The 24,961-nt window shown below is 37.9% G+C and carries 23 protein-coding genes; 12 read left to right on the top strand and 11 right to left on the bottom strand.

Going from position 1 to position 24,961, the window contains the following annotated elements; all coding sequences use genetic code 11:
* Positions 1 to 39 precede the first annotated feature (39 nt).
* A complete protein-coding gene (locus tag DYQ05_RS02950; protein ID WP_194076148.1) occupies positions 40 to 1,050 on the bottom strand; it encodes a hypothetical protein in 1,011 nt (336 codons plus the stop codon).
* A gap of 199 nt (positions 1,051 to 1,249) precedes the next feature.
* Here DYQ05_RS02950 and DYQ05_RS02945 point away from each other — a divergent pair, with 199 nt between their 5' ends.
* Positions 1,250 to 1,600 (top strand): DUF805 domain-containing protein, encoded by a 351-nt coding sequence (locus tag DYQ05_RS02945; RefSeq protein ID WP_024467595.1) that lies wholly within the window; start codon positions 1,250 to 1,252, stop codon positions 1,598 to 1,600.
* 72 nt (positions 1,601 to 1,672) lie between these two features.
* Here DYQ05_RS02945 and DYQ05_RS02940 read toward each other — a convergent pair whose 3' ends face one another.
* From DYQ05_RS02940 to cobM, 6 genes are all read right to left on the bottom strand, one after another.
* Positions 1,673 to 3,403 (bottom strand): M3 family oligoendopeptidase, encoded by a 1,731-nt coding sequence (locus DYQ05_RS02940; RefSeq protein WP_206183804.1) that lies wholly within the window; start codon positions 3,401 to 3,403, stop codon positions 1,673 to 1,675.
* 187 nt (positions 3,404 to 3,590) lie between these two features.
* Positions 3,591 to 5,225, bottom strand: coding sequence for an ABC transporter ATP-binding protein (locus tag DYQ05_RS02935; protein WP_206183803.1), 1,635 nt, complete (start codon positions 5,223 to 5,225; stop codon positions 3,591 to 3,593).
* A gap of 3 nt (positions 5,226 to 5,228) precedes the next feature.
* Positions 5,229 to 7,019: an ABC transporter permease gene (locus tag DYQ05_RS02930; RefSeq protein ID WP_252723487.1), complete on the bottom strand. Its 1,791-nt coding sequence runs from the start codon at positions 7,017 to 7,019 to the stop codon at positions 5,229 to 5,231.
* Between the two features lie 20 nt (positions 7,020 to 7,039).
* Positions 7,040 to 8,344 carry a hypothetical protein gene (locus tag DYQ05_RS02925; protein ID WP_194076145.1) on the bottom strand — a complete coding sequence of 435 codons (1,305 nt, stop codon included), beginning with the start codon at positions 8,342 to 8,344 and terminating at the stop codon, positions 7,040 to 7,042.
* A gap of 47 nt (positions 8,345 to 8,391) precedes the next feature.
* Positions 8,392 to 9,501, bottom strand: a complete 1,110-nt coding sequence (gene cbiG / locus DYQ05_RS02920; protein WP_206183802.1) for a cobalt-precorrin 5A hydrolase — start codon at positions 9,499 to 9,501, stop codon at positions 8,392 to 8,394.
* A complete protein-coding gene (gene cobM / locus DYQ05_RS02915) occupies positions 9,482 to 10,246 on the bottom strand; it encodes a precorrin-4 C(11)-methyltransferase (RefSeq protein ID WP_020964408.1) in 765 nt (254 codons plus the stop codon). The genes cbiG and cobM overlap by 20 nt, the downstream gene beginning before the upstream one ends.
* Positions 10,247 to 10,425: 179 nt before the next feature.
* On the opposite strand from cobM, the gene DYQ05_RS02910 reads away from it, so the two are divergent.
* The 11 genes from DYQ05_RS02910 to fliP all read left to right on the top strand — a co-directional run bounded on the left by DYQ05_RS02910 (position 10,426) and on the right by fliP (position 19,853).
* Positions 10,426 to 11,799 (top strand): flagellar hook-length control protein FliK, encoded by a 1,374-nt coding sequence (locus DYQ05_RS02910; protein WP_194076142.1) that lies wholly within the window; start codon positions 10,426 to 10,428, stop codon positions 11,797 to 11,799.
* 36 nt (positions 11,800 to 11,835) lie between these two features.
* Positions 11,836 to 12,339 carry a flagellar hook assembly protein FlgD gene (flgD, locus tag DYQ05_RS02905; protein ID WP_024465995.1) on the top strand — a complete coding sequence of 168 codons (504 nt, stop codon included), beginning with the start codon at positions 11,836 to 11,838 and terminating at the stop codon, positions 12,337 to 12,339.
* A gap of 19 nt (positions 12,340 to 12,358) precedes the next feature.
* Positions 12,359 to 13,750 carry a flagellar hook protein FlgE gene (gene flgE / locus DYQ05_RS02900; RefSeq protein WP_024466338.1) on the top strand — a complete coding sequence of 464 codons (1,392 nt, stop codon included), beginning with the start codon at positions 12,359 to 12,361 and terminating at the stop codon, positions 13,748 to 13,750.
* 23 nt (positions 13,751 to 13,773) lie between these two features.
* Positions 13,774 to 13,971: a flagellar FlbD family protein gene (locus tag DYQ05_RS02895; protein ID WP_020964404.1), complete on the top strand. Its 198-nt coding sequence runs from the start codon at positions 13,774 to 13,776 to the stop codon at positions 13,969 to 13,971.
* A gap of 18 nt (positions 13,972 to 13,989) precedes the next feature.
* Complete coding sequence (locus DYQ05_RS02890; RefSeq protein ID WP_024466337.1) at positions 13,990 to 14,769, top strand: motility protein A; 780 nt, start codon at positions 13,990 to 13,992, stop codon at positions 14,767 to 14,769.
* Between the two features lies 1 nt (position 14,770).
* Positions 14,771 to 15,487, top strand: a complete 717-nt coding sequence (motB, locus tag DYQ05_RS02885; protein WP_024466336.1) for a flagellar motor protein MotB — start codon at positions 14,771 to 14,773, stop codon at positions 15,485 to 15,487.
* 61 nt (positions 15,488 to 15,548) lie between these two features.
* Positions 15,549 to 16,097: a flagellar basal body-associated FliL family protein gene (locus DYQ05_RS02880; RefSeq protein WP_206183801.1), complete on the top strand. Its 549-nt coding sequence runs from the start codon at positions 15,549 to 15,551 to the stop codon at positions 16,095 to 16,097.
* Positions 16,098 to 16,112: 15 nt separating this feature from the next.
* A complete protein-coding gene (fliM, locus tag DYQ05_RS02875) occupies positions 16,113 to 17,147 on the top strand; it encodes a flagellar motor switch protein FliM (protein WP_020964400.1) in 1,035 nt (344 codons plus the stop codon).
* Complete coding sequence (gene fliN, locus DYQ05_RS02870; RefSeq protein ID WP_206183800.1) at positions 17,140 to 18,309, top strand: flagellar motor switch protein FliN; 1,170 nt, start codon at positions 17,140 to 17,142, stop codon at positions 18,307 to 18,309. The genes fliM and fliN overlap by 8 nt, the downstream gene beginning before the upstream one ends.
* Positions 18,310 to 18,348: 39 nt before the next feature.
* Entirely contained in the window at positions 18,349 to 19,035 is a 687-nt protein-coding gene (locus DYQ05_RS02865; protein ID WP_206183799.1) for a flagellar biosynthetic protein FliO, read from the top strand.
* Positions 19,035 to 19,853, top strand: a complete 819-nt coding sequence (gene fliP, locus DYQ05_RS02860; RefSeq protein WP_020964397.1) for a flagellar type III secretion system pore protein FliP — start codon at positions 19,035 to 19,037, stop codon at positions 19,851 to 19,853. The genes DYQ05_RS02865 and fliP overlap by 1 nt, the downstream gene beginning before the upstream one ends.
* 22 nt (positions 19,854 to 19,875) lie before the next feature.
* Here the strand turns inward: fliP and DYQ05_RS02855 are convergent, their stop codons facing one another.
* From DYQ05_RS02855 to DYQ05_RS02840, 4 genes are all read right to left on the bottom strand, one after another.
* Positions 19,876 to 21,123: an FGGY-family carbohydrate kinase gene (locus DYQ05_RS02855; RefSeq protein ID WP_206183798.1), complete on the bottom strand. Its 1,248-nt coding sequence runs from the start codon at positions 21,121 to 21,123 to the stop codon at positions 19,876 to 19,878.
* On the bottom strand, positions 21,120 to 22,373 hold the full coding sequence (gene prs, locus DYQ05_RS02850; RefSeq protein ID WP_020964395.1) for a ribose-phosphate diphosphokinase: 1,254 nt from the start codon (positions 22,371 to 22,373) through the stop codon (positions 21,120 to 21,122). The genes DYQ05_RS02855 and prs overlap by 4 nt, the downstream gene beginning before the upstream one ends.
* Before the next feature lie 109 nt (positions 22,374 to 22,482).
* The gene (gene rlmJ, locus DYQ05_RS02845) at positions 22,483 to 23,346 is read right to left on the bottom strand and encodes a 23S rRNA (adenine(2030)-N(6))-methyltransferase RlmJ (protein ID WP_029409474.1); all 864 of its coding nucleotides are present in this window, start codon (positions 23,344 to 23,346) and stop codon (positions 22,483 to 22,485) included.
* A 42-nt stretch (positions 23,347 to 23,388) separates the two neighbouring features.
* Positions 23,389 to 24,771, bottom strand: a complete 1,383-nt coding sequence (locus tag DYQ05_RS02840) for an MATE family efflux transporter (protein ID WP_051297452.1) — start codon at positions 24,769 to 24,771, stop codon at positions 23,389 to 23,391.
* Positions 24,772 to 24,961 lie beyond the last annotated feature (190 nt).

Raw genomic sequence — 24,961 nt, 5'->3', positions numbered from 1 at the left:
AAGTATACTATAATAACGATAAAAACGCAATGATTAGCTTTATTGATACATTACCAAATACGGGCGCGGATTTAATTTAAACACCTCTTCAGCTGTCATTAATGGCCAATCGTATCCGGCTCCTGCAACCGTAGGTTTTAAAAAAAGTTTAAATGACTTTAACGGCATATTTTTAGCGGCGGCATTGTATGCATAAGATTCTTTTTTTAATTGAGGAGAACCGAAGCCGTCCGCACAATGAATGAGCTGAACCCGTTCATAGTTCGATTTTACATTATGTCTGTTTTTTATCATTATTGCATTAAACTGATGGATTACCAGCATTCTGTTGCCGGAAATATTATTTTCCTTTATGTAGGTACTCATCATACTTTGTGCTTTATTTATTTCCTCCGCGGTTACGGAGCCGATAATTTTCATCGGCTGTGTGGTATGCCATTCAGGGTCAAGAGCCAAGTGAACATTCGGATATTTTAAAAAAGGAAGAATTGCATTCATAGCCTGTTCGACCGTATATTTGCCTATTTGATGGTCAATATAAACATACCAGCCTCTTTCAGCCGCAAATTCAATGTATTTTTTTATTGTAGAATGAGGAAGAATACCTATATCGCCGCCTGGCCAGCATGTCCCGTATATAATATAAAATGCGGGAATAACACCTCTTTCCCGATTTGCTTCATCGTACATTTTTACAAATTCATTCATAATAGGTTCCAAATCTTCTACCGAGTATCTTCCCAATATGCCCATTGTGTAGGCATTCGGTTTTCCGTAAAGAGCGAATACATCGTTGTTCAGTAAAACGGATTGCAATTTGGATTCATCAAAACACATTTCATCATCGACTTCTTTTTTTGTTTTTACGGTATAAATTTTTTCCGTTGTTTGAGGCGGCAGATTTTCGATAAACATATATAGAGGAAAAATAGGATTCCATTTTGAAGGCATAAAATTTTCGGAAGAATTTATTTGAACATCGTGTGATTCCGCCTGCAAAACCGAAAAACAGAGTAAAAAGAAAAACAGTTTATATGTGAAAGCTTTCATTATATTCAATTTCGGTTTTATTTATAAAATCTTTAGAGTATAAAGAAACGGTAAACTGTAAAATTTAAAAAGATGATAAAGTATTTTTAAGTTTTGTATTAATCTCTTGACATTTAAAAAGGCGGGCGATATAATACTGAAAAGTATTAATTTGCGGAATTGTATTTAAAACTTTGTCAGGAGAAGGAGATTTTAAACTATGAAGTACTATTTGGATGTACTTAAAAAGTATGTAGTATTTGAGGGCCGTGCACGAAGAAAAGAATATTGGATGTTCGTATTATTCAATTCGATTTTTGAAGTTGTGCTATCGGGTATCGATTTTGTTTTAGGAACGGGGACTATTCTTGGAAGCTTATATGCTTTAGCCTTATTTTTACCCTCCCTTGCAGTTACGGTAAGAAGATTACATGATATAGGTAAAGAATGGTATTGGATATTTATAGGGCTTATTCCTATAGTAGGTCCGATATGGATGATTATTTTGATGGCTAAAAAGGGTATGGAGGGCGAGAATGAATTCGGTCCCGACCCTAAGGCTGAAGAATAAAGATAAATTAAAAAAACGGTAAACTTAAAATATCAAGTTACCGTTTTTTGTTATATCCGCAGCTTAAATGTATTAAAGTTTTTCATCTTCTACCGTATCAAGCCACTTTTCACATTCGGGGGTAACCGAGGCAATACAGCCTTCTTCAAACGGATTTTTTAAATTTGCAAGTTTTAATAATTCCAGGAAAGGCATACTGCCGCCCGCCTTGCATAGTCTAAGATAATCTTCCCAAGCGGTTTTTCTATCGTTGTTGGATTTTACCCAAAATTGTAATGCGCATACTTGTGCAAGAGTATAGTCGATATAATAGAAAGGCGAAGCAAAAATATGGCCCTGTTTAATCCAAAATCCTCCGCGATTTAAATAATCATTATCACCGTAATTTATGGAGGGTTTATACTTTAACTCGATTTTATGCCATTCCGCTTTGCGCTCCGCAGGAGTTGCTTCCGGGTTTTCGTATACCCAGTGCTGAAACTCGTCAACCGTTGCGCCGTAAGGTAAAAATTCCAAGGCTCCGGAAAGATGAGTAAATTTAAATTTTTCGGTTTGATGTTTAAAAAAAAGTTCCATCCACGGCCATGTAAAAAATTCCATACTCATAGAATGAATTTCGCATGCCTCAAGAGTAGGCCAGCCGTATTCGAGTAAGCGTGCATTTCGGCTTTGATAGGCTTGAAAGGCATGACCAGCTTCGTGAGTCATAACTTCAACATCATGTTGAGTTTTATTAAAGTTTGCAAAAATAAACGGAACCTTGTACATGGGGAAGCCCGTGCAATACCCTCCACTTGATTTACCCTTTGTGGAAAGTAAATCCATAAGACCGTACTTTGTCATCATCGTAAAAAATTCATCGGTTTCAGGCGATAACTCGGCATACATTTTTTTTGCCTGCTCTACTATCCAATCGGGTTCTCCCTGCGGTACGGCATTTCCCGTTAAGTAATTTAACCCTGAATCGTAATAGTACATTGTGTCAAGTTTTAAGCGTTTTTGCTGTCTTTTGCGTAATTTTTCGGCAATAGGCACAATCAATTCATAAATTTGCTTTCGGTATTTTGCAGTCATTTCCGAATTATATTCCGTACGGCTTAATCTGTCGTAACCCAGCTGAACGAAATTTTTATAACCGAGTTTGTGTGCAATTTTTGTTCTTATTTTTACAAGTTCATCGTAAATTGAATCGAACTCGGCTTCATTTTCTTCAAAGAAACTGTAATAAGCCTTTGCCGCAGCCTTTCTTACCTCTCTATCCATATTTTGCATAAAGGGGGCCAGTTGCGAAAGTGTTCTTTTTTCTCCCTGAAATTCGATTTGAGCCGATGCAATAAGTTTGCTGTACTTGCTGGTAAGTTTGTTTTCGGTTTGCAATTCCTCCATAATTTCGGGACTGAAAACTTTTAAAGAAAGCTCCGTTAAATCGAAAATTTGATGGCCGAATTCTTTTTCAAGTTCGGAACGGAATTTTGACTTAACCATTTCTTTGCTGAATTCATTTGAGAGTTTTGAAAACAGCGGGCCGGTTTCATCGAAAAAATCGTTTTCTTTGCTGTAAAATTCGTCGCGGGTATCTATTGTATATCTGACCGATGCAAGTGAAGCCATTGTGGAGAATTCTCTGTTAATGTTTTGTACATCATCAATTGCTTCAATTTGGGTTTGTACGGAAGATGCGCTTTTAAATTTTTTCAACGCTTCTTCAAACCTTTTTTCTATTGCCTTCATATCCGGGCGGGTATAAGGCATTTCTTTAAACGGAACAAGAGGTAAACTCTTTACCGAAGAGTTGTTATTCATACTCTATCTCTCCTTAATTAAATCTTTACGAATAGAAGTATATAAAAGAAAGTCTTTTATGTCAATGTTATAAGAACATAATTATAAAACGCCCGCCGGTTCCGTGTATTTTATTTACAATATAAAATTAATATTGCAATTTTATATTGTAAATGTAAGGGAATGTATTTTGTAAGGTTCGGATAAATTATTTTTCGAGTTTTCCTAATGATATAAGCCGCTGGCTTGAAGCGGAAAATAACATTATTTTATCCGTTAAAATATCGAATTTAATTTCTTCGCCTATTTTATAAACAATATTTAAAAAAACAACGGCAGTCAGTAAATAATTCCCGGTTTTTATTTTAACGGTTGTTTCCATACCCGTGGGCATTGAACTGTATATAAAACCGCTTAAACAGCCGTTTTCGTGTATTTTTATAAATTCGGGTCTTACCCCTAAAACAAAATCCGATTTAAGGGCAGGTTTATTTTCGGTTGTATTTAATTCATCGTCTTGTACTTTTTGAATATTGTATTTAAACGGAAAAATCTTATTTTCTTTTCCGTTTAATTCGGCTCTTTTATCTTCTTCATATTGTATTTCTTTAATTTCTTTTTCAGTATGTAAAAACCATTCATCATAGTTTATCTTGTTGGCAGGTCTGAATATAAAGGGAATATTATCAAAGCACAAAAGATTAAAACTTCCGTCGGAAGTATATTCTCCCTTTGCTTCTATAAAATTTATTGAAGGATTTCCGACAAAGTCCGCTGTAAATAAATTAACGGGATTTTCGTATATTTCAAGCGGTGTATTATATTGTTGTATTGTGCCGTTATCCATAAGACATATTTTAGTTGCAAGTGTCATTGCTTCGGATTGGTCATGTGTAACATAAATAAATGTAGCATTGGTATCTAAGTGCAATCTTTGAAGCTCGCTGCGCATTTCAAGTCGCAGCTTTGCGTCGAGGTTTGATAAAGGTTCATCCATAAATAAAACTTTAGGGCCGGGGGCAAGTGTTCTTGCAATTGCAACTCTTTGTTGCTGTCCGCCTGAAAGTTCATTTGGGTATCTATCCATAAACATTCCGATTTTTACAATACGGGCGACTTTTCTTACTATTAAATCTATTTCCTCTTTATCGAGTTTTCTGTTTTGAATTAAAATTTTATTATTGGCATCTACCAGCTCGTAATTTTCATTTATGTTAATGTGCTGTTTATTATATTTTTCCAAATAGGATTGACGTTTTAAATCCAAATCCGCTGTTAGTTTTGTTATTTTTTCCTGCAAATCGGCACCGTCTTTTTCCAATTTGAAGTTCATTAAAGTTTTGGCTGTATAAATTGAAACGGTAAAGGTATCTATAATTTTTAATAAAACTTTTTTTTCATTTTCGGAAGTTTTTTGCTCTGAAATGATTTTCATCAGTTTTTCAGGTTGTTGAAGGATTTTTTTTATTTTATCTATGTTTTTAATTTCAAAAGCATAAACGGGCTTTTCTTCTTTTATGTTTTTTAAACCGAAGCTGATATTTTCATATACGGTCATATTAGGCCATAGCGCGTAATTTTGAAATAAAAAACCCGCTTTGCGCTTATTTGCAGGAACATTTATTCCCCGTTCACTGTCAAAAACAGTTTCTCCGTCTATGATTATTTTTCCGGAAGTAGGAGTTTCAAGACCGGCTATCATTCTTAATGTAGTGGTTTTACCGCAGCCTGAAGGCCCTAATAAGGTAACAAAGGAATTATTTTCTATAGTTAAATTTAAATTATCGGCTCCGTAAAATTTTCCCCATCGTTTTGTTACATTTTGTAAAATTATTTCCGGCATTGTTTACCTCCCAAGTTCCGTATCTATTCCGGATTTTGTTAATTTATTTAATATAAAATTAACTGTTAAAATAAAAATAATGAGTATTAAATTTATTGCGCTTGAAAAAGCATATAACCCCATTTCATCGTAGTAATCCAGCATGGTTGTACTTATTTTGGACTGACTGCATAAAAGCATAAACAAAGTAAGTTCACGTACACAAGTGATAAAGGGTAATAAGTATCCGCTTAAAATCGCTGTTTTTTGAATGGGTATAATTATTTTTGTCATTCGTTTATACCACGGTATGTTTTGCATTAAAGCGGCCTCTTCAATTTCATTGCTTATTTGAAGCATGGAATTAAGAGAGCTGCGCGATGAAAACGGAATATATTTAATTGTTCCAACTATTATCAATAATAAAAATGTATCGTATATACCCAACATTGAACCGAAGATAAAAAAGGCAATACCTACTGCAAGCGACGGCAATAGGTATGGTAAAAATGCCGTATCATTTACATAATTTGCATATTTACTTCTTCTGTTTTTGCTTACGGAATATCCTATCAGCAGACCTATGGTTCCCGCAATTAATGCGCAGAAAATCGCTACAAAAATTGTTCCTTTAAAACTCGCCCAAAAGGTTGAATTGTAAAGAATTCCGAATTGTCCGTAAAGTCCTACATCTTTGTCGGAATGGTGAAGCCACCATTTTAAAGTGAGATGGTTAAGATTGCCGGTTTTTAAAAAGCTGTAATCGCCGGGATTGGGTAAAAATGTTTCCAGAGTAAAAGAAAGAACCGGGTAAATGCCTGTAAATATTGTAAATACAATCAGTATTGAAGGTATTAAATACTTCCCGATTTTTCCTACATTTACCTTACTTACTTGTCCGCTTTTTCCTGTAATTGTAGTGTAATTTTTTCGTGATTTTGTACTTCTTCTGTTTATAATCAATATTAAAATTCCGAAAAGCATCATTATTACACCTATGATACTTGCCTGTCCCGTTCTTACAACCTTTAAATCTATGTATTTTGTAGATAGGGTTGTAAGTTTTAAATAATGCGGAACAGGATAGCCGCCCATTGCACTTCCGAATACCAGCAATATTGTGGATAAAATTGCAGGCCTTAAAAGAGGCAGTGTAACTTTTCGGAATATTTTTATTTTCGGAGTGTTAAGTATCAATGCCGCTTCTTCCAAATTTGAATCCATATTTTTAAATATGCCGCTTATTAAAATATAAGCAAAGGCTGCATAATGAACGGATAAAACAATCGAGGCAGGGAATAAGCCTTCTGCAAACCATGCCGGTACTGTTATACCGAACAGCTCGGCAAATATTCCGTTTGAACCGCCCGTAACGGTTGTACTTTTAAACAAGTTTGTCCATGTAAGGGCTAATGTCCATTGCGGCATTATGTACGGAAATATAAAAACGACACTTAAATATTTTTTAAATTTAATATTAGTGCGTGTAATAAGATAGGCAAAAATTCCGCCGGTTAATATTGCTCCCGTGCAGCTTAAGATTGCAAGTAATAATGTGTTTGTTAAGGGCTTCCAAAAATTTTTTGCGGCAAGAGTACCGGTGAATAAATCTTGCCAATTAAAATAAGTGATAGCTTTCCCTCCGCTTTTAGCGGCGTCAATTGTACCCGGGTGCACCATTACCGTATCGGCTAAAATGGTTACGATAGGAGCAACGGTAGTTATTGTAAGTACAATTCCGAATACAAGCAATATAACGTTTTGCGGTTTTATAAAAAATTCTTTTGCTTTATTTATAAAAATTGCCTTATTCACTTCAGCTGCTCCGTATATGTTTATTTTTTAATTGAACTTATCCATTCGCCTACCGTAAATATAACCTCAGCGCAATAGGCAGGGTCTTCAACAATTAAACCTCCTTGACCTTGCGTTATCCACCAATCATAACCTCTGTCATTTTTAGCAGGGAAGAGATTTTCTCCGTCTACGTATCCGTCTTTGCTGTGGTCTTGATTTACATTAGGATTCGAGCAATATCCGCCCATATCCTTTCCCCACGGATGAAAACCTTCTTTTACCGTAACCATATACGAAATAAAGGCGCAAGCAGTCCACGGAAGCGGTGCATGATTTAAAACTTGTAAATAGTGTTTATAAGCATAGCCTCCGAAGCCCTTATATCCGTCTTGGTATGCCGCAACGGTAATATTATTTATTGAAGATTCTTCCGTTTCTTTTATCGAACGCAATTTTGAATATACTAATAAGCCCGTTTGATTTTTGGAAGATTTTTTTACCAAGTCAAGACTTATAGGTGCATCATCCGTTTTTACATTAAACTGTGAAACAAAAAGTTTAATCCATGCAAGAGCGTATTTTCCGTTTTCGGTTAGACCCAATTCTTTCGCTTTTTCTTCCAGTTCTCCGATAATAGGGCTAAAGTAAGTTTTATCTTCTTCAGGAAGGGACTCAAAGGCATCTTTAACGATGTTTGAGTATTTTTCATTTGTAAGCATTAACAAAAAGTTTTTGCCTATGGGTTCCGATTCCAAGCCCATACACATAGGTCTTTGTTCCTGCTTAACGAAGTCCCAAACATTCATATAATTGTTTGATGCTTCGACATTGTTGTACATAAAAACTTTACTAAGTGTTTGAAGCACCAATGGGTTACCGTTTCCGTTTATATCTACACCTTCCGCTTCTTTCCATTCTTTGGGTATAAAATTATACAAAACGCCCGTATCTATCATTTTAGTTTTAATTTGCGCTCCATCTTGAATAAGTGTCATAGAAAATTCCGGTTTTGCATTTTTACTATCGTTTGTAAGCTGGTCGAATATAGTGTTGTTTTTAGGTTGAGCCCAATCTATGCTGCCCGTATAATCGGGATATTTGGTTTTCATCAAAGCAACAAACCCTTCTCCTGCGGTTTTGCCTCGGCTTGAATTCCCGAGTCCTTTTAAAACCTTGCCGTTTGATTCTTGATAAGCCTTTTCCAAAAGCTGTTCAAGAGTCATTCCTTCGGCTTCTTTAATAACCTGCATTACGGAATTATCTTCTTTTGAAGTTTTATTGCAGCCGGTAAAACACACTGCAAGAACAATAGAAGTTAATATAAAAAAAATAATTTTTTTCATTTGTTTTCTCCTAAAATTTGTAAAATATAGTTTTATTCTAATTATTTTTATAAATTTTGTCCATCACTTATACTTATCGATACCGTTACGCCCTCATATTTAAATTTATCTAATAGAATTTTGCCGCCTAAAAGGTATGCGCAGGGAGCGGAAACGCTGGAAACACCGACCGTTTTTTTTACAAACTCGGATTTTGTAAACATGTTTTCCACTTTTTTTATGTCTTCTTGAGTAAAAAATTTAAGTTCGAGGCCTTCCCGTCTTACAAATTCTAAAAGACCTTTTTCATCTTTTTTTAAATCGATGGACGCACAGGTTTTTACTTCAAGCATAGTTTTTCCTATTGAAGAAAGGGCAAGCCGTACCGCTTTGTTAACCGTCTTATATGATACTCCTTTACGTAATCCTATTCCCAAATTTAAGGTGCGCGGTACCAATTTTACAAACGGCAAATTAAGAGACGCTAAATTTTCAGGTAAAAGATTTTCGGGGCTTTTCGAAATGAATATTATTCCCGCCGCTTTTTTTTCTTCGTAAGGCTTTAAACCGTATAAAATTAAATTAGGGTAATCGATTAGGTTTGAAGGCTTTAAAATCGAAGAGTTTTGTATGCACTCGGAATAAAAGATTACGTTTTTACCCGAAACCATAACGGAGGTAATTTTTTTAGCATCTTCCATAGAGGTAATTGCATAGCCGTTCCGTTCGGCAAATAAGTCCACGGCTTCAATATTACGCGAATCGGAAGCTGTAGTAATAACCGCCTGTGCGCCTAAAAACTTTGCAATAATTTTTGTAAGTTCGTTTGCGCCGCCTATATGTCCCGATAAAAGCGAAATAACAAAAGTTCCCGTATCGTCTATAACTATTACGGCAGGGTCGCTCGTTTTGCTTTTTATATAATTTTTAATCATACGGACGGCTATACCTGTAGAAGAAATAAAAATTAAAGCGTCCTTTGTTTTAAAATCTCCTTCGATACGCTTTTTTATTCCGCCTTCGGTTTTTGTATTATAAAAATGTTCAATATAAATTTTATTGTTTTTTTTAAGATTAAAGGTGTTAAATTCGGTTATAAGTTTTTCGCCTATAATTTGTGCATTTTCGGTAAAAGAATAACAAACAATATTTTTACTTTTAATTTCCGCTTGTTTCATCTTTGCTTTTTCTAAATTCGTGCGAAAAATCCGGATTGTAAAGTTTTGAGCGTGAGTACTTTCCGTCTATAAAACCGCCTACTAAAATTTGAGCCTGTTTTTTTATTCCCGCTTTTTTTACTTTTTCGGCTATATCGGCAAGGGTTCCTATAATTATTTTTTCATCTTCCCAAGAGGCTTTATAAATGACTGCTGCCGGCGTGTCTTCGGTTTCATATCCTTTAAGCAATTCCGCAACTACGTTTTCGATATTTTGAACCGATAAAAAAATTGACATCGAGGCTTTGTGGGCGGCAAGAGAAGAAAGCCGTTCCGTTTTAGGTACCGCAGTTCTTCCTTCCATACGTGTAAGAATTACGGTTTGGCTTATATCCGGCAAGGTAAATTCTTTTTTAATTGCCGCCGCCGCAGCCGTAAAAGAACTCACTCCCGGCACAACCTCGTATCGAATGCCGAGTTTTTCAAGCTCGTCCATTTGTTCACGGATTGCTCCGTAAATTGCAGGGTCTCCCGTATGCAGTCTTACAATTTCGGAATTTTTGTTGTTTTTTATAACCTCTATAACTTCTTCAAGAGTCATTTCCGCGGAATTGTAAATTTTACAGGACGTTTTTGCAAACATTAAATGTTCTTTTGAAACAAGAGACCCTGCATAAATTATAACTTCCGCTTTTGAGATAAGATTTCTGCCTTTAACCGTAATAAGGTCCGCATTCCCGGGACCCGCTCCTACAAAGTATACCATAATGACCTGAGTTTTACCGTTTTATTTTGTGCGGCAATTTATACGCAATTTTAAAACGTTTATAGAAATCAATTATACCATATTTTTTAAAATTTGAATATAGCTTGCGGAAAAATACGATATAAAGTTTTTTTTTATTACGCCGAAAATCTAACAGACTAAACATTAGGAGGTTCTATATGCAGACAGCAGACATTCATAACCGAATGCCGCCTATAAGGCAGATGAATGAAACGTCTTCGCCTGAGAATGCCGCTCAAAATGAACGGCAGTATAAGGCGGAAAAATCTGATTCGGAACCTGTGCGAAACGGAGATTCGTTTCCGGCAATGATTAAAAAAATGATTGCAGCCGTCAAGGAAGGAAAAAACGGGGATATTCAAAAAAATCCCGGTGAAGCGGTGCAAACGGAAACAGGAACACGGGATTTAAGAGATGTTTCCAAATCGGTAAGGGGAGAAAATACGGAGTATTTAAAAAATTTTAAAGAAACCGATTCGGAATCATTGAAGACTTTTTTAAAACCGCAAGAAAAATCTTTAAAAGAGGGTACGGGAAGTGCGGCTTTAAAAAAAACAAATCTAAAAGAAGAAAACCTTAAGCATATCGCCTTAGAAAGCGATGAAAATATGCTTAAAATGTTGCTTTCGGAAGAAGAATTGGATATAAAAACTCTTTTACCCGAAAATTTAAGCGACAGCGAAGAAATTCCGCTTTTACAAAATCTTGATTCGGAAAATTTAAAAACACCTGAAAAGAAAAAGAATTTATCTTTAAACGAAGAGTCTTTATTAAAGCAAAACCGGACGGTATTTCAGGCAAAATTAAATAAAAAAGAATATACCGACAAAACGGAAGAAGAAAACATAAAATTAAAAAAGCCTGTTCAAAAATCCGGTAAACCCGTTATATCGGTGGAAGATTTGCGTTCAGCTCAAAATTTACGAGCTGATGCTTCGGTACATGAGGCGGGAAGCGGTCAAAGGGTTGAAACGGATAACTCCGTTGATATGGTTATCGATTTTAGAGGCAAGGCGCAAAATTTAATGCAAGGCGGTGAAAAGGGTTTACAATCCGGAGAAACCCAAAAAACGAATCAAAGTTTTTCCGCAATGTTTGCTCAGGAAATACGGGAAGCTTCTCAAGATTTTGTTCAGGCGGGTAAAATTGTTTTGCGCGATAATAATGCGGGCGAAATACGATTGCAGCTCAGACCTGAGAATTTGGGTGCCGTAAAAATAAAACTTGAGCTTGCGGAAGGTAAAAAAATCAACGGTACGGTTACGGTTTCTACAAAGGAGGCTTTTGAAGCCTTTGAAGAAAATCTTGATGCCTTGGCTCAGGAATTTAAGCAAAACGGGTTTGAAGCCGCCGAATTTAATTTAAGCTGGTCGGGTTCTTCTTCGCAAAACTCTTTTGCGGAAAATTTCGATTCTTTCGGCGAAATAAATTATCAAAATATTGCGCAAAATTTAAGTACGGCGGAAAAAAACGCCGATAATTTAAGTACTTACAGTTATATTTACGGTTCTACCGTAGATATTTTGATTTAAGAGAGGAAAACCAATATGCCTATAAACAGTATAAGTATGCCGGTTAATAACACGGCGGATTCTGCGGCGGAAATTTTGTCAGAGAAAGTTAAAATGAGAGAAAACCGCATGTTTGAAATGTCTCCTGAAGAAAAAGCTCTTAGAGCGATGGAAGTAGATACTTTAAATAAGCAGAATTTCGGTGAAAAACGTATCCCGAAGCAAGAGTTGGGAAAAGACGACTTTTTACAGCTTTTAATTGCTCAATTAACGCATCAGGACCCGACTTCTCCTATGGAAGACGCTCAATTTATCGGGCAAATGGCTCAGTTTTCAACTCTTGAGCAAATGACGAATATAAATAAAACTTTTACCGCCTTGGAAGGAATGCTTACAGGTTCTTCCGCGGTAAATGCAATCGGTAAAAAAGTTGATTTGGATTTAGGTTCTACAAAACTTTCGGGTTATATTTCGGCTGCAACGCGCGGAGCTAATCCCGAAGTTATGATAAACGGGAACTGGTATAATTGGTCTGCCGTTAAAACGGTATATGCAGAATAAAAGATAGGGGGCACATTATATGATGAGATCATTATTTTCCGGCGTAAGCGGAATGCAAAATCACCAAACTAGAATGGACGTTATCGGAAATAACGTTGCAAACGTAAATACAACCGGTTTTAAACGCGGACGGGTAAATTTTCAAGACCTCATTTCGCAACAGTTAAGCGGAGCCGCAAGACCTACCGAAGAACTTGGAGGCGTAAACCCTAAAGAAGTCGGGTTAGGTATGATGGTTGCAAGTATCGATACTATTTTTACACAAGGCGCTTTGCAAACTACCGGTGTAAATACCGATTTGGCGATTCAGGGGAACGGCTTTTTTGTTTTAAAAGACGGAGAGAAAACATTTTATACAAGAGCCGGCGCTTTCGGAATTGACAGAGAAGGCACTCTTGTAAATCCCGCAAACGGAATGAGAGTGCAGGGCTGGATGGCTGAGGAAGCCGACGGGTTCAGAATTATAAATACTTCGGGGCAAACCGAGGATTTAATTATTCCGATTGGTCAAAAAATCGATGCAAGGGCCACTACAAATGTAAATTATGCCTGTAACTTGGATAAACGTTTGCCGGAACTGCCGGAAAATGCAAATCGTGCTCAAATTTTACAATCTACATGGTCTACGGAATTTAAAGTTTACGATTCTTTCGGAGAGGCTCACGAGTTGCAAATAGATTTTACCCGTGTTCCGGGCGAGCAAAATGCTTGGCAGGCAACCGTTAACGTAGACCCGACGAATGCCGAAGCAAGCGATACCAGAACCGGTGTAGGAACAACCGACGGTACGGGAAACACATTTATTGTACGTTTCGACAACAACGGTCATTTGGCTTCCGTAACCGATACGGCAGGAAACGTAACGGCTCCTGCGGGACAGGTTTTAATGCAAGTTTCATACAATGTTGTCGGTGCAAATGCGGGGGCGGACGGCGCTCCTACACGCCACACCTTCAATATAAATTTAGGCGAAATCGGAACTTCAAAAAATACTATAACTCAATTTTCCGAAAATAGTACTACGAGGGCTTATGAACAGGACGGATACACTATGGGGTATCTTGAAAACTTTAGAATCGACCAAAGCGGCGTAATTACCGGAGTTTACTCCAACGGTGTAAGACAGGAAATCGGACAAATAGCTATGGCCGGGTTTGCCAATCAGGGCGGTTTGGAAAAGGCCGGAGAAAACACTTATGTACAATCCAATAACTCGGGTGTTGCAAATATCTCCGTTTCGGGAACGGTAGGAAAAGGGAAGCTTATAGGCGGTACTTTGGAAATGAGTAACGTTGATTTAACCGACCAGTTTGTCGATATGATTGTAACTCAAAAAGGTTTTCAAGCGGGTGCTAAAACCATACAAACTTCCGACACAATGCTTGAAACGGTCTTGAATTTGAAGAGATAATATAGTATAATACGAGATATTTTATGATACGGGTAACGCGGTTAAACGGGACAAAATACTGGATAAATCCTCATCAAATTGAAATAATCGAGTGTAATCCCGATGTTACGCTTCAAATGCTTTCCGGTAAATTTTATATAGTAAAAGAAACGCCGGAAGAGCTTCTTGAAGCAATAACCGCTTACCGCCGAAAAATCGGGTTGTTTAAAAATGAATTGTAACGGTAAAAAGGGGAATGTATGGATATAGCGTCGTTTATAGGTTTGTTCGGAGGAGTTGCCGTCGTAGCGTTCGGTGCGTTTATGGGCGGTTCGCTCGGAGGTCTTATCGATGTTCCTTCAATGTTTATTACAATCGGCGGCTCTTATATGTGTTTGTTTTTGACCTATCCTCTGTCGTACACAATCGGTATTTTCAAGGTTATGGGCAAGGTTTTTAAAACTGCGGATTACGGGGAAAAAACGCTTGTTCAAAAATTTGTAGCATTATCGGAAAAAAGCCGAAGAGCGGGTCTTCTTGCACTGGAAGAAGAAATCGAAGATTTTGAAGACGCTTTTATGCGTACGGGATTAAGAAACGTTGTTGACGGTATAGACGGGGAAGCAATTCGGGCTTTAATGGAAAACGAACTTAACCAATTGGAAGAAAGACATAATACATGGATTTCACTTGTAAATGCATGGGCAACGCTTGCGCCGGGTTTCGGAATGTTGGGTACGGTTATAGGACTTATAGGTATGTTGTTGAACCTTGACGATAAAAGCTCGTTGGGACCGAATATGGCCGTTGCTCTTGTTACTACTTTATACGGTTCATTTCTTCAAAACTGGCTCTTTGTTCCCATATCTACGAAATTAACATATCAAAACAACTTGGAAGTAAAAGCCAAGGAAATGATTATAGAAGGTGTTTTGGGCATTCAAGCCGGAGATAACCCAAGAATTTTAGCTCAACGGCTTGTAACTTATTTAAGTCCTGCGGATAGAAAATCGATAGAGGCGGAAGTCTTAAAGGATTAAAATGGCGAGAAAGAAAAAAGGTGCAAAGGCGGCAGGCAGCGGCTGGCTTACTACTTATGCGGATATGGTTACTCTTATGATGTGCTTTTTCGTTATGCTTTTTGACCCGTCGGAAGTAGATATTGTTCAGCTTCAAGCTCTTTCGGCATCGATTAGCGCTGACCCCACGGGAGGGGGAATATCCGTTTCCGTGGGAACCTTATCCGATTTGGGCAATACTATAAGCTCTCTTCCTTCTATGGAAAAGGGAAAGGCTTTAGGGACAGCTCTTAAAAAAGCGGTTTCGCTTTTTGCACCGGATATAAAAACCAATAAGATTGCCGTAACAAGCGATGAGCGCGGACTTGTTATAAGTTTAGCTTCGGATATGTTTTTTTATCCGGGAAGTGCGGAGCTTAACATTGCCGAATCACGGGATACGCTTTTAAACCTTGCGCAGTTTTTATCTTCCGATGACCTTGCCGGAAGACGTTTCCGTATAGAAGGGCATACCGACACCGGCTCTACCGACCCTGAAATATGGAAGAGCAATTGGGAGCTTTCTTCCGCACGGGCTATAAACGTATTGCACAGCCTTACCGATTTCGGAGCTCAGGAATCCCGTTTTTCCGTTGCCGGTTATGCCGATACACGGCCGATTTTCAGTAATGATACTGCCGAGGGGCGGGCATATAACAGAAGGGTTGATATAATTATTCTGGACGAAGGACATTTTTAATGATATAATGTATAAGCTTTTATTTAGCTTATAAGCTTAGATTGAACAAGAGGAGAAAATTATGGCTGATAGCGATTTAATGGATGACGGCGATGATATGCAGGACAGTTCTGCGGTATCCGCACCTGTAAAAAAAGGCGGCTCCGGGCTTATTTCTACATTGATAAAATGGGTTGTTATAGTTTTAGCTAATTTAATAATTATCGTTACCGTTGTAGTTATTACGATGAATATACGCGATAAAAAAGGTAAAACTTATTCCGATTATCCCGTTTCGGAAGAATACAGGGATACACGAGACGTTTTACAATGGTATCAAGCTATAGGCAGTATTAAAGTTCAAAGTAAAGACAGAATTCCCGCTACGGTAATTACGGAAATTGCTTTAGGATATACAAACAACGATAAGGCAACTCCGCAAGAGCTTTCCGCAAGAAAAGTCGAAATTATAGATTTTTTGCGGACATATTTTAAAAATAAAACCGTTGCGGAATTAAAGCAGGAAGAAAAGATTAAGATAGAAATCAGAAATGAAATAAACGATAATATTTTAACCAAAAATAAAATAAAAGATGTGCGTTTTACTCAATACGATATTATCGAACAGTAAAATAAGAGGAGAGCCATGACAGAAGTTCTTTCACAAGATGAAATAGATCAGCTTCTCACCGCAATAAGCTCAGGAGATACGGATACCGAAGATTTTCGCGCCGTCAACGATACGCGTAAGATAAAAATTTACGATTTCAAACGTCCCGATAAATTTTCAAAAGAGCAAATGCGTACCGTACAGATGATGCATGAAACCTTTGCCCGTCTTACAACCACCTCTCTTTCCGCTCAGCTGCGGAGCATGGCTCATGTTCACGTAGCAACCGTAGAGCAGCTTACTTACGAAGAATTTATACGGTCGATACCTACGCCTACAACACTGGCAATTATAAATATGGACCCGTTAAGAGCAAGCGCTCTTTTGGAAATAGACCCGTCCGTTACTTTTTCGATTATTGACAGACTTTTCGGCGGAAAAGGGCAGGGCACTAAGGTTCAACGCGAGTTAACGGAAATTGAAAGTTCGGTTATGGAAGGCGTTGTTGTCCGTATTTTGGCAAATATGCGCGAAGCGTGGACTACTGTTGTCGATTTACGCCCCCGTTTGGCAAATATAGACAATAACCCGCAGTTTGTCCAAATAGTTACGCCGTCCGAAATGGTTTTATTGGTAACGCTTGAAACAAAGGTCGGCGAAGAAGAGGGTATGATGAATATCTGTCTGCCCTATATTACGCTGGAACCGATTATTTCGAAACTTTCTACACAATTTTGGTTTTCTTCCGTACGAAGGGCTTCAACCGGGCAATATGCGGCGGCAATTAAAGATAAACTTTCGTCCGTTGAAGTCGATATGGTTGCGGAAATAGGTTCGCTTGATGTTTCCATACGTGATGTACTTAATTTAAGGACGGGAGATGTTGTAAGACTTCCGAATATCCGTGTGGGAGACCCTTTTAATTTAAGTGTGGGAAACAGACCTAAATTTTTATGTCAACCCGGTGTAAAAGGGAAAAAACTGGCTGTTCAGATTTTGGAAAAGATAGAAGATATTACGGGCGATGAATTCGAAGAATTATCATCGGAAGGAGAAGATTTGTATGAGTGATGGTTCAATTTCTCAAGATGAAATAGATGCTTTGTTGTCGGGTGTAAGTATGTCCGGTGCCGCGGCGCCTTCAAGCGGCTCCGGAAATGCAGGTTTATCGGATTTTAAAAAGAATGCATTATTAAAGTTTGTAAACGGGAATATTCCGGGGCTTTCTTCAAATTTGGAATCTATGAGCGGAAAAAGCGTGAGCATTTCGGAGCCCATAGTTGAAATGACGGAAAGGGAAGGGTTTTTACAAAATATTTCCGAAATGGCGGTTGCTTCACTTATAGACTTTTCGGGAGCTCTTTCCGGGGACCATGTTTTCGTAATGCCCCCTGATTTGGCGCAAAAAATAGTTAATTTGGTAAATCACGAAGAAGGAACCGAAATCGATGATATGGCTCTTTCGGTAATAAGCGAAACCGTATCCCAATATGCCGGCACGGAGGTTACTTCTCTTGAAAGAAGCGGTCTGTCGGGCGTCGTATCAAATCCTGCGGAGTCGCTGCATGTTCCTAAAGCAATGATTAGACTTCCGCAGCGTAATTTTATAAGTATTACTTACAATATACAGCTTGATAACAGCGCATATAAATTTTGGGAAGTAATTTCGGAAAGTGCGGCGGACGCCATTATAAATACTACGGCAGGGCCGGACCCCGCCGCTCAAGCTCAAGATATGATGACGGGCGGAGGAGCGGGTGCAGCCTCTCAAGCTATGGGCGGTTTTGCGCAAGGTATGCAGGGTATGCAAAACGGTTTTCAAAATTTCGGAGGTGCCGCACAGGGTATGCCTCAAGGAGGAATGATGCCTATGCAAGGTATGCAGGGCGGTATGGCTATGCAAAATATGGGAATGAATGCGAGTGTTCAGCCGGTGCAGTTCCCGCCGCTTCAAGGGTTTGTAACTCAAGAAGAGCAGGGTAATATCGGTCTTATTATGGACGTTTACATGGAAATGACCGTAGAACTCGGACGAACAAAAAAGATGATAAAAGAGATTCTCGGAATGGGTGAAGGGCATATTATCGAACTTGATAAATTAGCCGGTGAACCTGTTGATGTTCTTGTAAACCATAAGCCGATTGCAAAAGGTGAAGTTGTAGTTATAGAAGAAAATTTCGGTGTACGTATAACCGAAATTCTATCTCCTGCGGAACGTATTGCCGATGTATAAGTTTTTACTTTAACTGTTATGAATTTAACGGGTGGGAAAATGAAAAAGAGCTCTTACAGAAAAGTTTTTTTTACTTTGTTTATTATATCCTCCTTCTTACTCTTTGCGGAAGGCGAGGATAAGGAAGCCGTTGCCGGTAAAAAACTTCCTGCCGAAGAAAGTATTTTACTTGATACGAAAAAAACGGAAGAACAAACATCTATAGCCGCTTTAAACAATACGGAAAATAATTCTACTTCCGCCGCCGATAATAGAATAAGTACTCCTATTACCGGCTTATTGCAGCTTTTGGCGGCTTTGACTATAGTCTGTATTTTAGCTTATGTTGTAATTAAGTTTTTAAAAAAGTCTACCCGTGTTTTCGGTACCGACGACCCCTATTTAAAAAACGTATCCTCAATAAATATAGCTCAAGGTAAAAGCATTCACGTTATTACTCTAGGTGAAAAGGCTTATATAATCGGAGTTTCCGATTCTTCTATAAACAAAATAGGAGAAGTTGAAGATAAAAACCTTGTTGATGCAATGAACTTGGAAGCCGACAAAAAAAGCGTTACGGGCAAAAAAGATTTTTCCTCGGTTTTTGCCTTATTTTGGCCTCAAAAACAGGCGGAAAAGAAAGCCTCTTCGGAAGATTTTTTTGCCGCACAGCATGAACGTTTAAATAAAGCCGCCGACTTCCGTAACGGGAATAATCTTGAGGGAAGTGAGCCTTCGGAGGAATAATGAAAAAGAAATTTTTTGTATTTTTATTTTTTACGGCCGTTCTTTTTTCTCCTCTTGAACTTTTTTCGCAAAATAATAACTTCCCGGACGGTTCTACTGCAGGTAGAACAAATCAAAATCCTAACCGTGAAGCCGGCAGAATCCCTTTTATAAATTTCGGAATACGGGAGCCTTCAACCAATAAAGACGTAGCTTTTTCAGTTCAACTTTTAATTTTTATAACTCTTATTTCGATTGCTCCGAGTCTTCTTTTATTGATGACGAGTTTTTTACGGTTAAGTATAGTTTTGGATTTTGTAAAAAGAGCCTTGTCGTTACAGCAAGTTCCGCCTACACAGGTTCTTAACGGTATCGCCTTTTTTTTAACGCTTTTTATTATGCAGCCTGTTTTTACCGAAATTTACAACAATTCCTTTAAGCCTATGTCGGACGGAAAAATTTCCATTGAAGAAGCCTACCGCGAAGCGGAAAAACCTATGCGGTATTTTATGTATAAGCAAATGCAAAAAGACCCTAGCCATATTAGAACCTTTATGGCTCTTGCCAAACTGGAAAAACCCAATACACTTGCAGATGTTCCTACGCATATTTTGATAGCCTCTTTTATTTTGCATGAACTTACTATTGCCTTTCAAATCGGTATATTTTTATACTTGCCCTTTATTATAATCGATATGATTGTTGCAAGTATTTTAATGTCGATGGGTATGATTATGCTTCCGCCCGTACAAATTTCAATGCCTTTTAAACTGATTCTTTTTGTAATGGTGGACGGCTGGGGTTTGTTGTTCGGAAAATTGTTTGAATCGTTTTTATAAACATTCCCGTCTTCCCGTTTTTTTAAATATCGGTTTGTAAATAAAAAGGCTTGTTTATGTATCGGCTGCCGCTTATAAGCGCCGCAGCTTCCGAAACGGAGCCGTATTCTCCGAGTGAAGTAAAGGCAATTGCGGCATCGCCTAAAAGCTCCGCGTCCGCAAGGCGCGGCATTTTAAATTTACGGCAGGTAATTTCGGCTTTGAGTTTGCGCCACAAGGTGCTTTTTGCCTGCCCTCCGCACATTGTATATACGGGACGAAATCCGGCTGCATTTTCCAATAAATCCATTCCGGCTTTAACCTCATTTGCAATTTTTTCTACAAGAAGGTTCCCGGCGGCCGCAGTGCTTTCTCCGTTTTTGGGATTATTCCTTTCATCAATAATAGCCTGCATAAAAGAATCGAAATCCAAAAAACTTCCTCCGTGTTTTTTTATATATTCGTAGAAAATGATTCCGGAATCGGATAAAATAAAGGCCAGGTTCCAAAACGGCGCAACGGGAGAAGGTAAGACCCGTAAACCTTTCAGCTTTTCGGGAGGCGGAATTTCTTTTACACAAATGTTTATTCCCTCGCTTGAGCCCGCTCTGTCGCAAGCCGCTCCCGGATATACGGTATCGGTTCCTATAAGGGCTGCTATAAAATCCGGTACTCCCGCAAAAACGGGGATAGAACGGTAAAATCCGCACAAGCTGCCGGCTTTTACAAAAGGCGGAATTTTTTTTAAAGGTATCTTAAATTCTTTCAACTCTTCCTTTGTCCAATATGCGCAGGTATAACGTTCCTCGGGTAAAACCGTAACGCAATTTTTTGTAAGTTTATAAATTAAAAATTCCGGGCCTGAAAAAAAAGTTTCGGCATTTTTAAATTCTTCCGGAAATAATAAAGAGAAAACCTCAAAACGCGGTAAAAAAATGGAGCGGGTATTTAAAGTTTTTTTTAAAAGTTTTTGTGTATCAGCATCGTTTTCCGCTTGCTCTTTTTTTAAAAGCGGGACATTCCAAAGAAGAAGTTTATTTGTTTCGCCCGAAACGGCAATCAGGCTGGGCCCGTTACCCGAAATGCAAATACCCGAAATTTTTATATTTCCGTTAAAGGCAAAATCGGAAAATTGTTTAAACATATTTTCAAATGAAATAAACCAATTTTCCGCTTCCACCGCAGCGGGGAAAAACAGGCGGCTTTGAATATAAACTTTTCCGTTTTTGTCTATCAGTGCGCCTTTTAATGAAGAGGTGCCTATATCAAAGACGGCCGAACAAAAAGTCATTTTTTTGCGGCAGAGGCATTTTTTAAAAGCTTTTCGATTATACTGCGGTTATCGAGTAAGCTTGAAAGGGATAAATTTTCGTGCAATCTTGTTATAACTTGAGCGAAAAGGCCTGAAACATCGGTTTCTATGTACCACTCTTTTTCTTTTAACTCCGTATGGTATACCGCATTTGTTCCTATTATGCGATAAAATAAACCCTTTTTATATGCCTCATCAAACAATTGAATCGCATCTCCTGTAAAAAAGGGAAGACTTACGGCGGCAATGACTTTTTTTGCTCCGTTATCCTTTAAAAATTCCATACCTTTTAAAAGAGTGCCTCCCGTTCCGAGCATATCATCTGCAAGGAAGGCCGTCTTTCCGTTTACATCGCCTAAAAGTTTTATATTTACTATATTTGACTGCTTTGCATTTTGCGTAACGACGGAGTAATCCCGTTCTTTATAAATCATTGCAAGGGGCTTTTGTAAACCTGAAGAATAAAATTTATTCCTGTCAACGGCTCCGGAATCGGGAGAAACAACAACAAATTCTTCATTTGAATCCGCACTTAAATCGACAATTTTTGTAAGCTCTCTGATGATTTGGTAACTTGCGTGAAGGTTTTGTAATCGTGTTGAATGAAAGGCGTTTTCTATTTCGCGGGAATGGATATCAAGTGTAATTATTTGCTCTACATCGAGGTTTTCATAAATATGACCGAGTAAGCTGGCGGTTAAACCTTCCCTGCCTTTTTTCTTATGCTGTCTGCTGTACGGATAAACGGGAAGTACAAGCGACACTCTTCCCGCTCCCGCATGACGGACGGCATCTATTGTTACTATAAGCGACATTAAATGGTCGTTTACCGAAAAGATTTCTCTGTTTTTTCCTTCGTTAATCGTTATTTCCTGTTTGTTTTCCACATCTTGAAAAATATAAACATCTTTTCCTCGTATGGTTTCCAAAATTTCGGTTTTAAATTCTCCGTTCATAAAATAAGTAAAACGTGCGTCCACTTTAAATTTGGGAAGATGGAATTTTTCGGTATCGCTGCTTACCGACATTCGGCTTGAAAATAAATCGCTGTAAAAATTGAATTTTTGAACCATTTCATTTTCGGCAACGGAATAACGCTTTGCTAATTTTTTACTTTGATTATAAAATTTATGAGCATAAATATGTCTTAAATTTTCTATTGTAAGGTTTGCAAAAGCCTCTCCGCCCGGGCAGGCAAGTATTGCCAAATTATTTTCAATGTAGTTCATTTTGATTCCCTCAAATTTTAGGTTTATAAATTGAAACCGATTAACAATTTTCCGTTAAGAATGTATTATCACTGCTTATGCAAAGAAGTGTATCACTTGTAAGGAAAAATTACAATAGGGCGGGATTAAGGCCGTTTCCGCCGCTTACATACTCAACGAGTTCTTCCAATTTTTCTTTTAAACCCCATATCGGGTTTATAATAAAAATTCCTGAGCCCCGTAAACCGTAACCTTCCGTTTTTTCCGACAGGTAAAAATCTTTTAAATATAAGCCGTGTTCAACTTCAAAATTAAGATACGGGCTGTTTTTTAAACCGCTTAAGCGCTGTTTTAATTCGCGTATTTCCGTCAAGCGGTGTTCCAAAAGCGGATACCATACAATAAAAATTCCTGCATTCCATTTGCCTTTTGTTTTTTCGACGGCTTTTGCAACATTTTTATAGTCTGAAATAATTTCGTAGCTCGGGTCGAAAAGAGCGAAGCCTCGTACGGGATTGGGCGGCGTCAGCGCGCACACGGCTTCGTAACAGTCTCTTTTATGTACATGAATATTTTGTACATTCTTGTAACGCAGTTTTAAATTTTCCGCTTCTGCGGAATGTAAATCCGTAACAATCAAATTAGATTCGGGAGGTAAAAATGAGCGGATTATTTCAGGTGAACCGTAATAAGAGTTGTCTTTTTTATAATTCGTCTTACAAAATTCCAAATAGTTTTTAAAGTCTTCGGGGATAGGATAAGGTAGTTTTTTTTCGTTATAAAGTTTTAATAAACGGACAATACCTAAATCCGCTTCGCCTGTCTGTACGCTCCATTCGCTTAAAAGATCATACACCCCAGAGCCTCCGTTTAAATCGAAAGCGGTAAAAGGCTTTGCTTTTTGTGTATATAATTTTAAAAACGAAAACAAAACGGAGTGTTTAAAAACGTCCGCCGTATTCCCTGCGTGAAATCCGTGTCTATAGCTTAGCATTTATAAAATCCTTATTTAGATTTTTTAACCTATAAAATAAATTTAAACTCGCTTGCAGCACCAAACGCCTTTTTTATAATGATAAAAAATTACGAAAAATTCGGCGGCTTCCGAAATAATATAAGAAAACCATACGGTATATAAGGGTAAGTGCAAAATATTCACAAATAAAAATAAAACCGGAATTTGAACCAGCCAGCGTGAAGTAATTGTGGAGTATAAAAGAGGTTTTGTATGGCCTGAGCCTGTAAACACGGATGAAAAACCTAAAGCTGCGGCAAGAATTAAAAACGATAAGTAAAAAAATTGTATCATTACAGCCCCTTGTGCAATCATTGCCGTGTCGTCTTTAAAAAAGAATTTTAAAAGGAATTCGGGTATTATAAAAACAGCCAGAGTAAAACAGGCTATTACCGCAGAAGTTAATATGACCGCAAGGCGGGCAATCAGTTTTGCCTGCGGAATATTTTCGCGGCCCAAGCTGTGTCCTATTAAGGTGGAGCCTCCTATATTAAAGCCGAAAATCGGCATAAAAGCAAACTGTGCGAATTTTCCTCCGACGCCTGCAAGAGCTACGGCATCGGCCCCGTAAACGGTAACGAATTTCATAATTGTAACTTGGGCAACCGTGCGGACAAGTAAATTTATTCCGGACGGGAAACCTATAGACAATAAATCTTTATCGATTTTTTTATCGAGCTTAAAAAGCCCCTTAAACCTTATTGAAATATGTTTTTTCCCCGTAAGTAAAATGATAAACCCGTATAAAAAACTTATTGTTCTTGCTATGACCGTTGCAAGTGCCGCTCCGAACACTCCCATACCTAAACCTCTTATACTTGTTCCCGGAATTATTTCAAACATAAAAAGCGGGTCCAATATTAAATTAAGTACTGCGGCAATCAGCATAATATGCATAGGGGTTTTAGCGTCTCCGGTACACCTAAAAATAGTGTTTACGGAATATGAGGAAAACATTATCGGAATAAAAAATATTCTAAGTCTGCCGTAATCGAGAGCGTTTTTTATAACTTCTTCGTCAGGAAGAAAAAAATACAAAAGCGGTTTTAAAAATACGGCCAGCAGAAAAGCGGATACTATTGCAAGAACAACTTTAAAACTTATTGTCTGTTCCGCAATCCGTCTTGTTTTTTCGATATCTCCGCGTCCGTAATTTTGTGCAATCATTGAAACGGAGCCTGCTCCCGCAATTTCGTTTAAAATAGTAAAAAGCATATAAATTGAAGAAAAAATGGCAACACCTGAAAGCGCTTTTTTTGAAATTTGCCCTACCCATGCCATATCTACAATATCATATAAACTTTGAAGCCCGACGGAAATCATTGTAGGGTAGGCAAGTTTCCATAATCTGTTTGAAATTGTTTTTCCGCTTAAATTTGTTTCCGTTTCAATCGAATTTGTCATAAAGCATACTCCGTATAAAAATATATATTTATTCCCGATTTTTTTCAAGACTTATGATGTTTTTAAAAATTTACTGAAAATCGTGTCAATAGGGCTTGACAATGGGGGGGGGGGGGGGGGTAAAATAAAAATATCTATAGTTTGAAATATTTTAAGGTTGTTGTATTTTTTATATACAAAGGCGGAATCA

This window comes from Treponema pedis (genome assembly GCF_017161325.1).
Lineage (GTDB): Bacteria > Spirochaetota > Spirochaetia > Treponematales > Treponemataceae > Treponema_B > Treponema_B pedis.
Note: the sequence above shows the minus strand (reverse complement) of the source record. Positions and strands in the feature narration are given on the sequence as shown.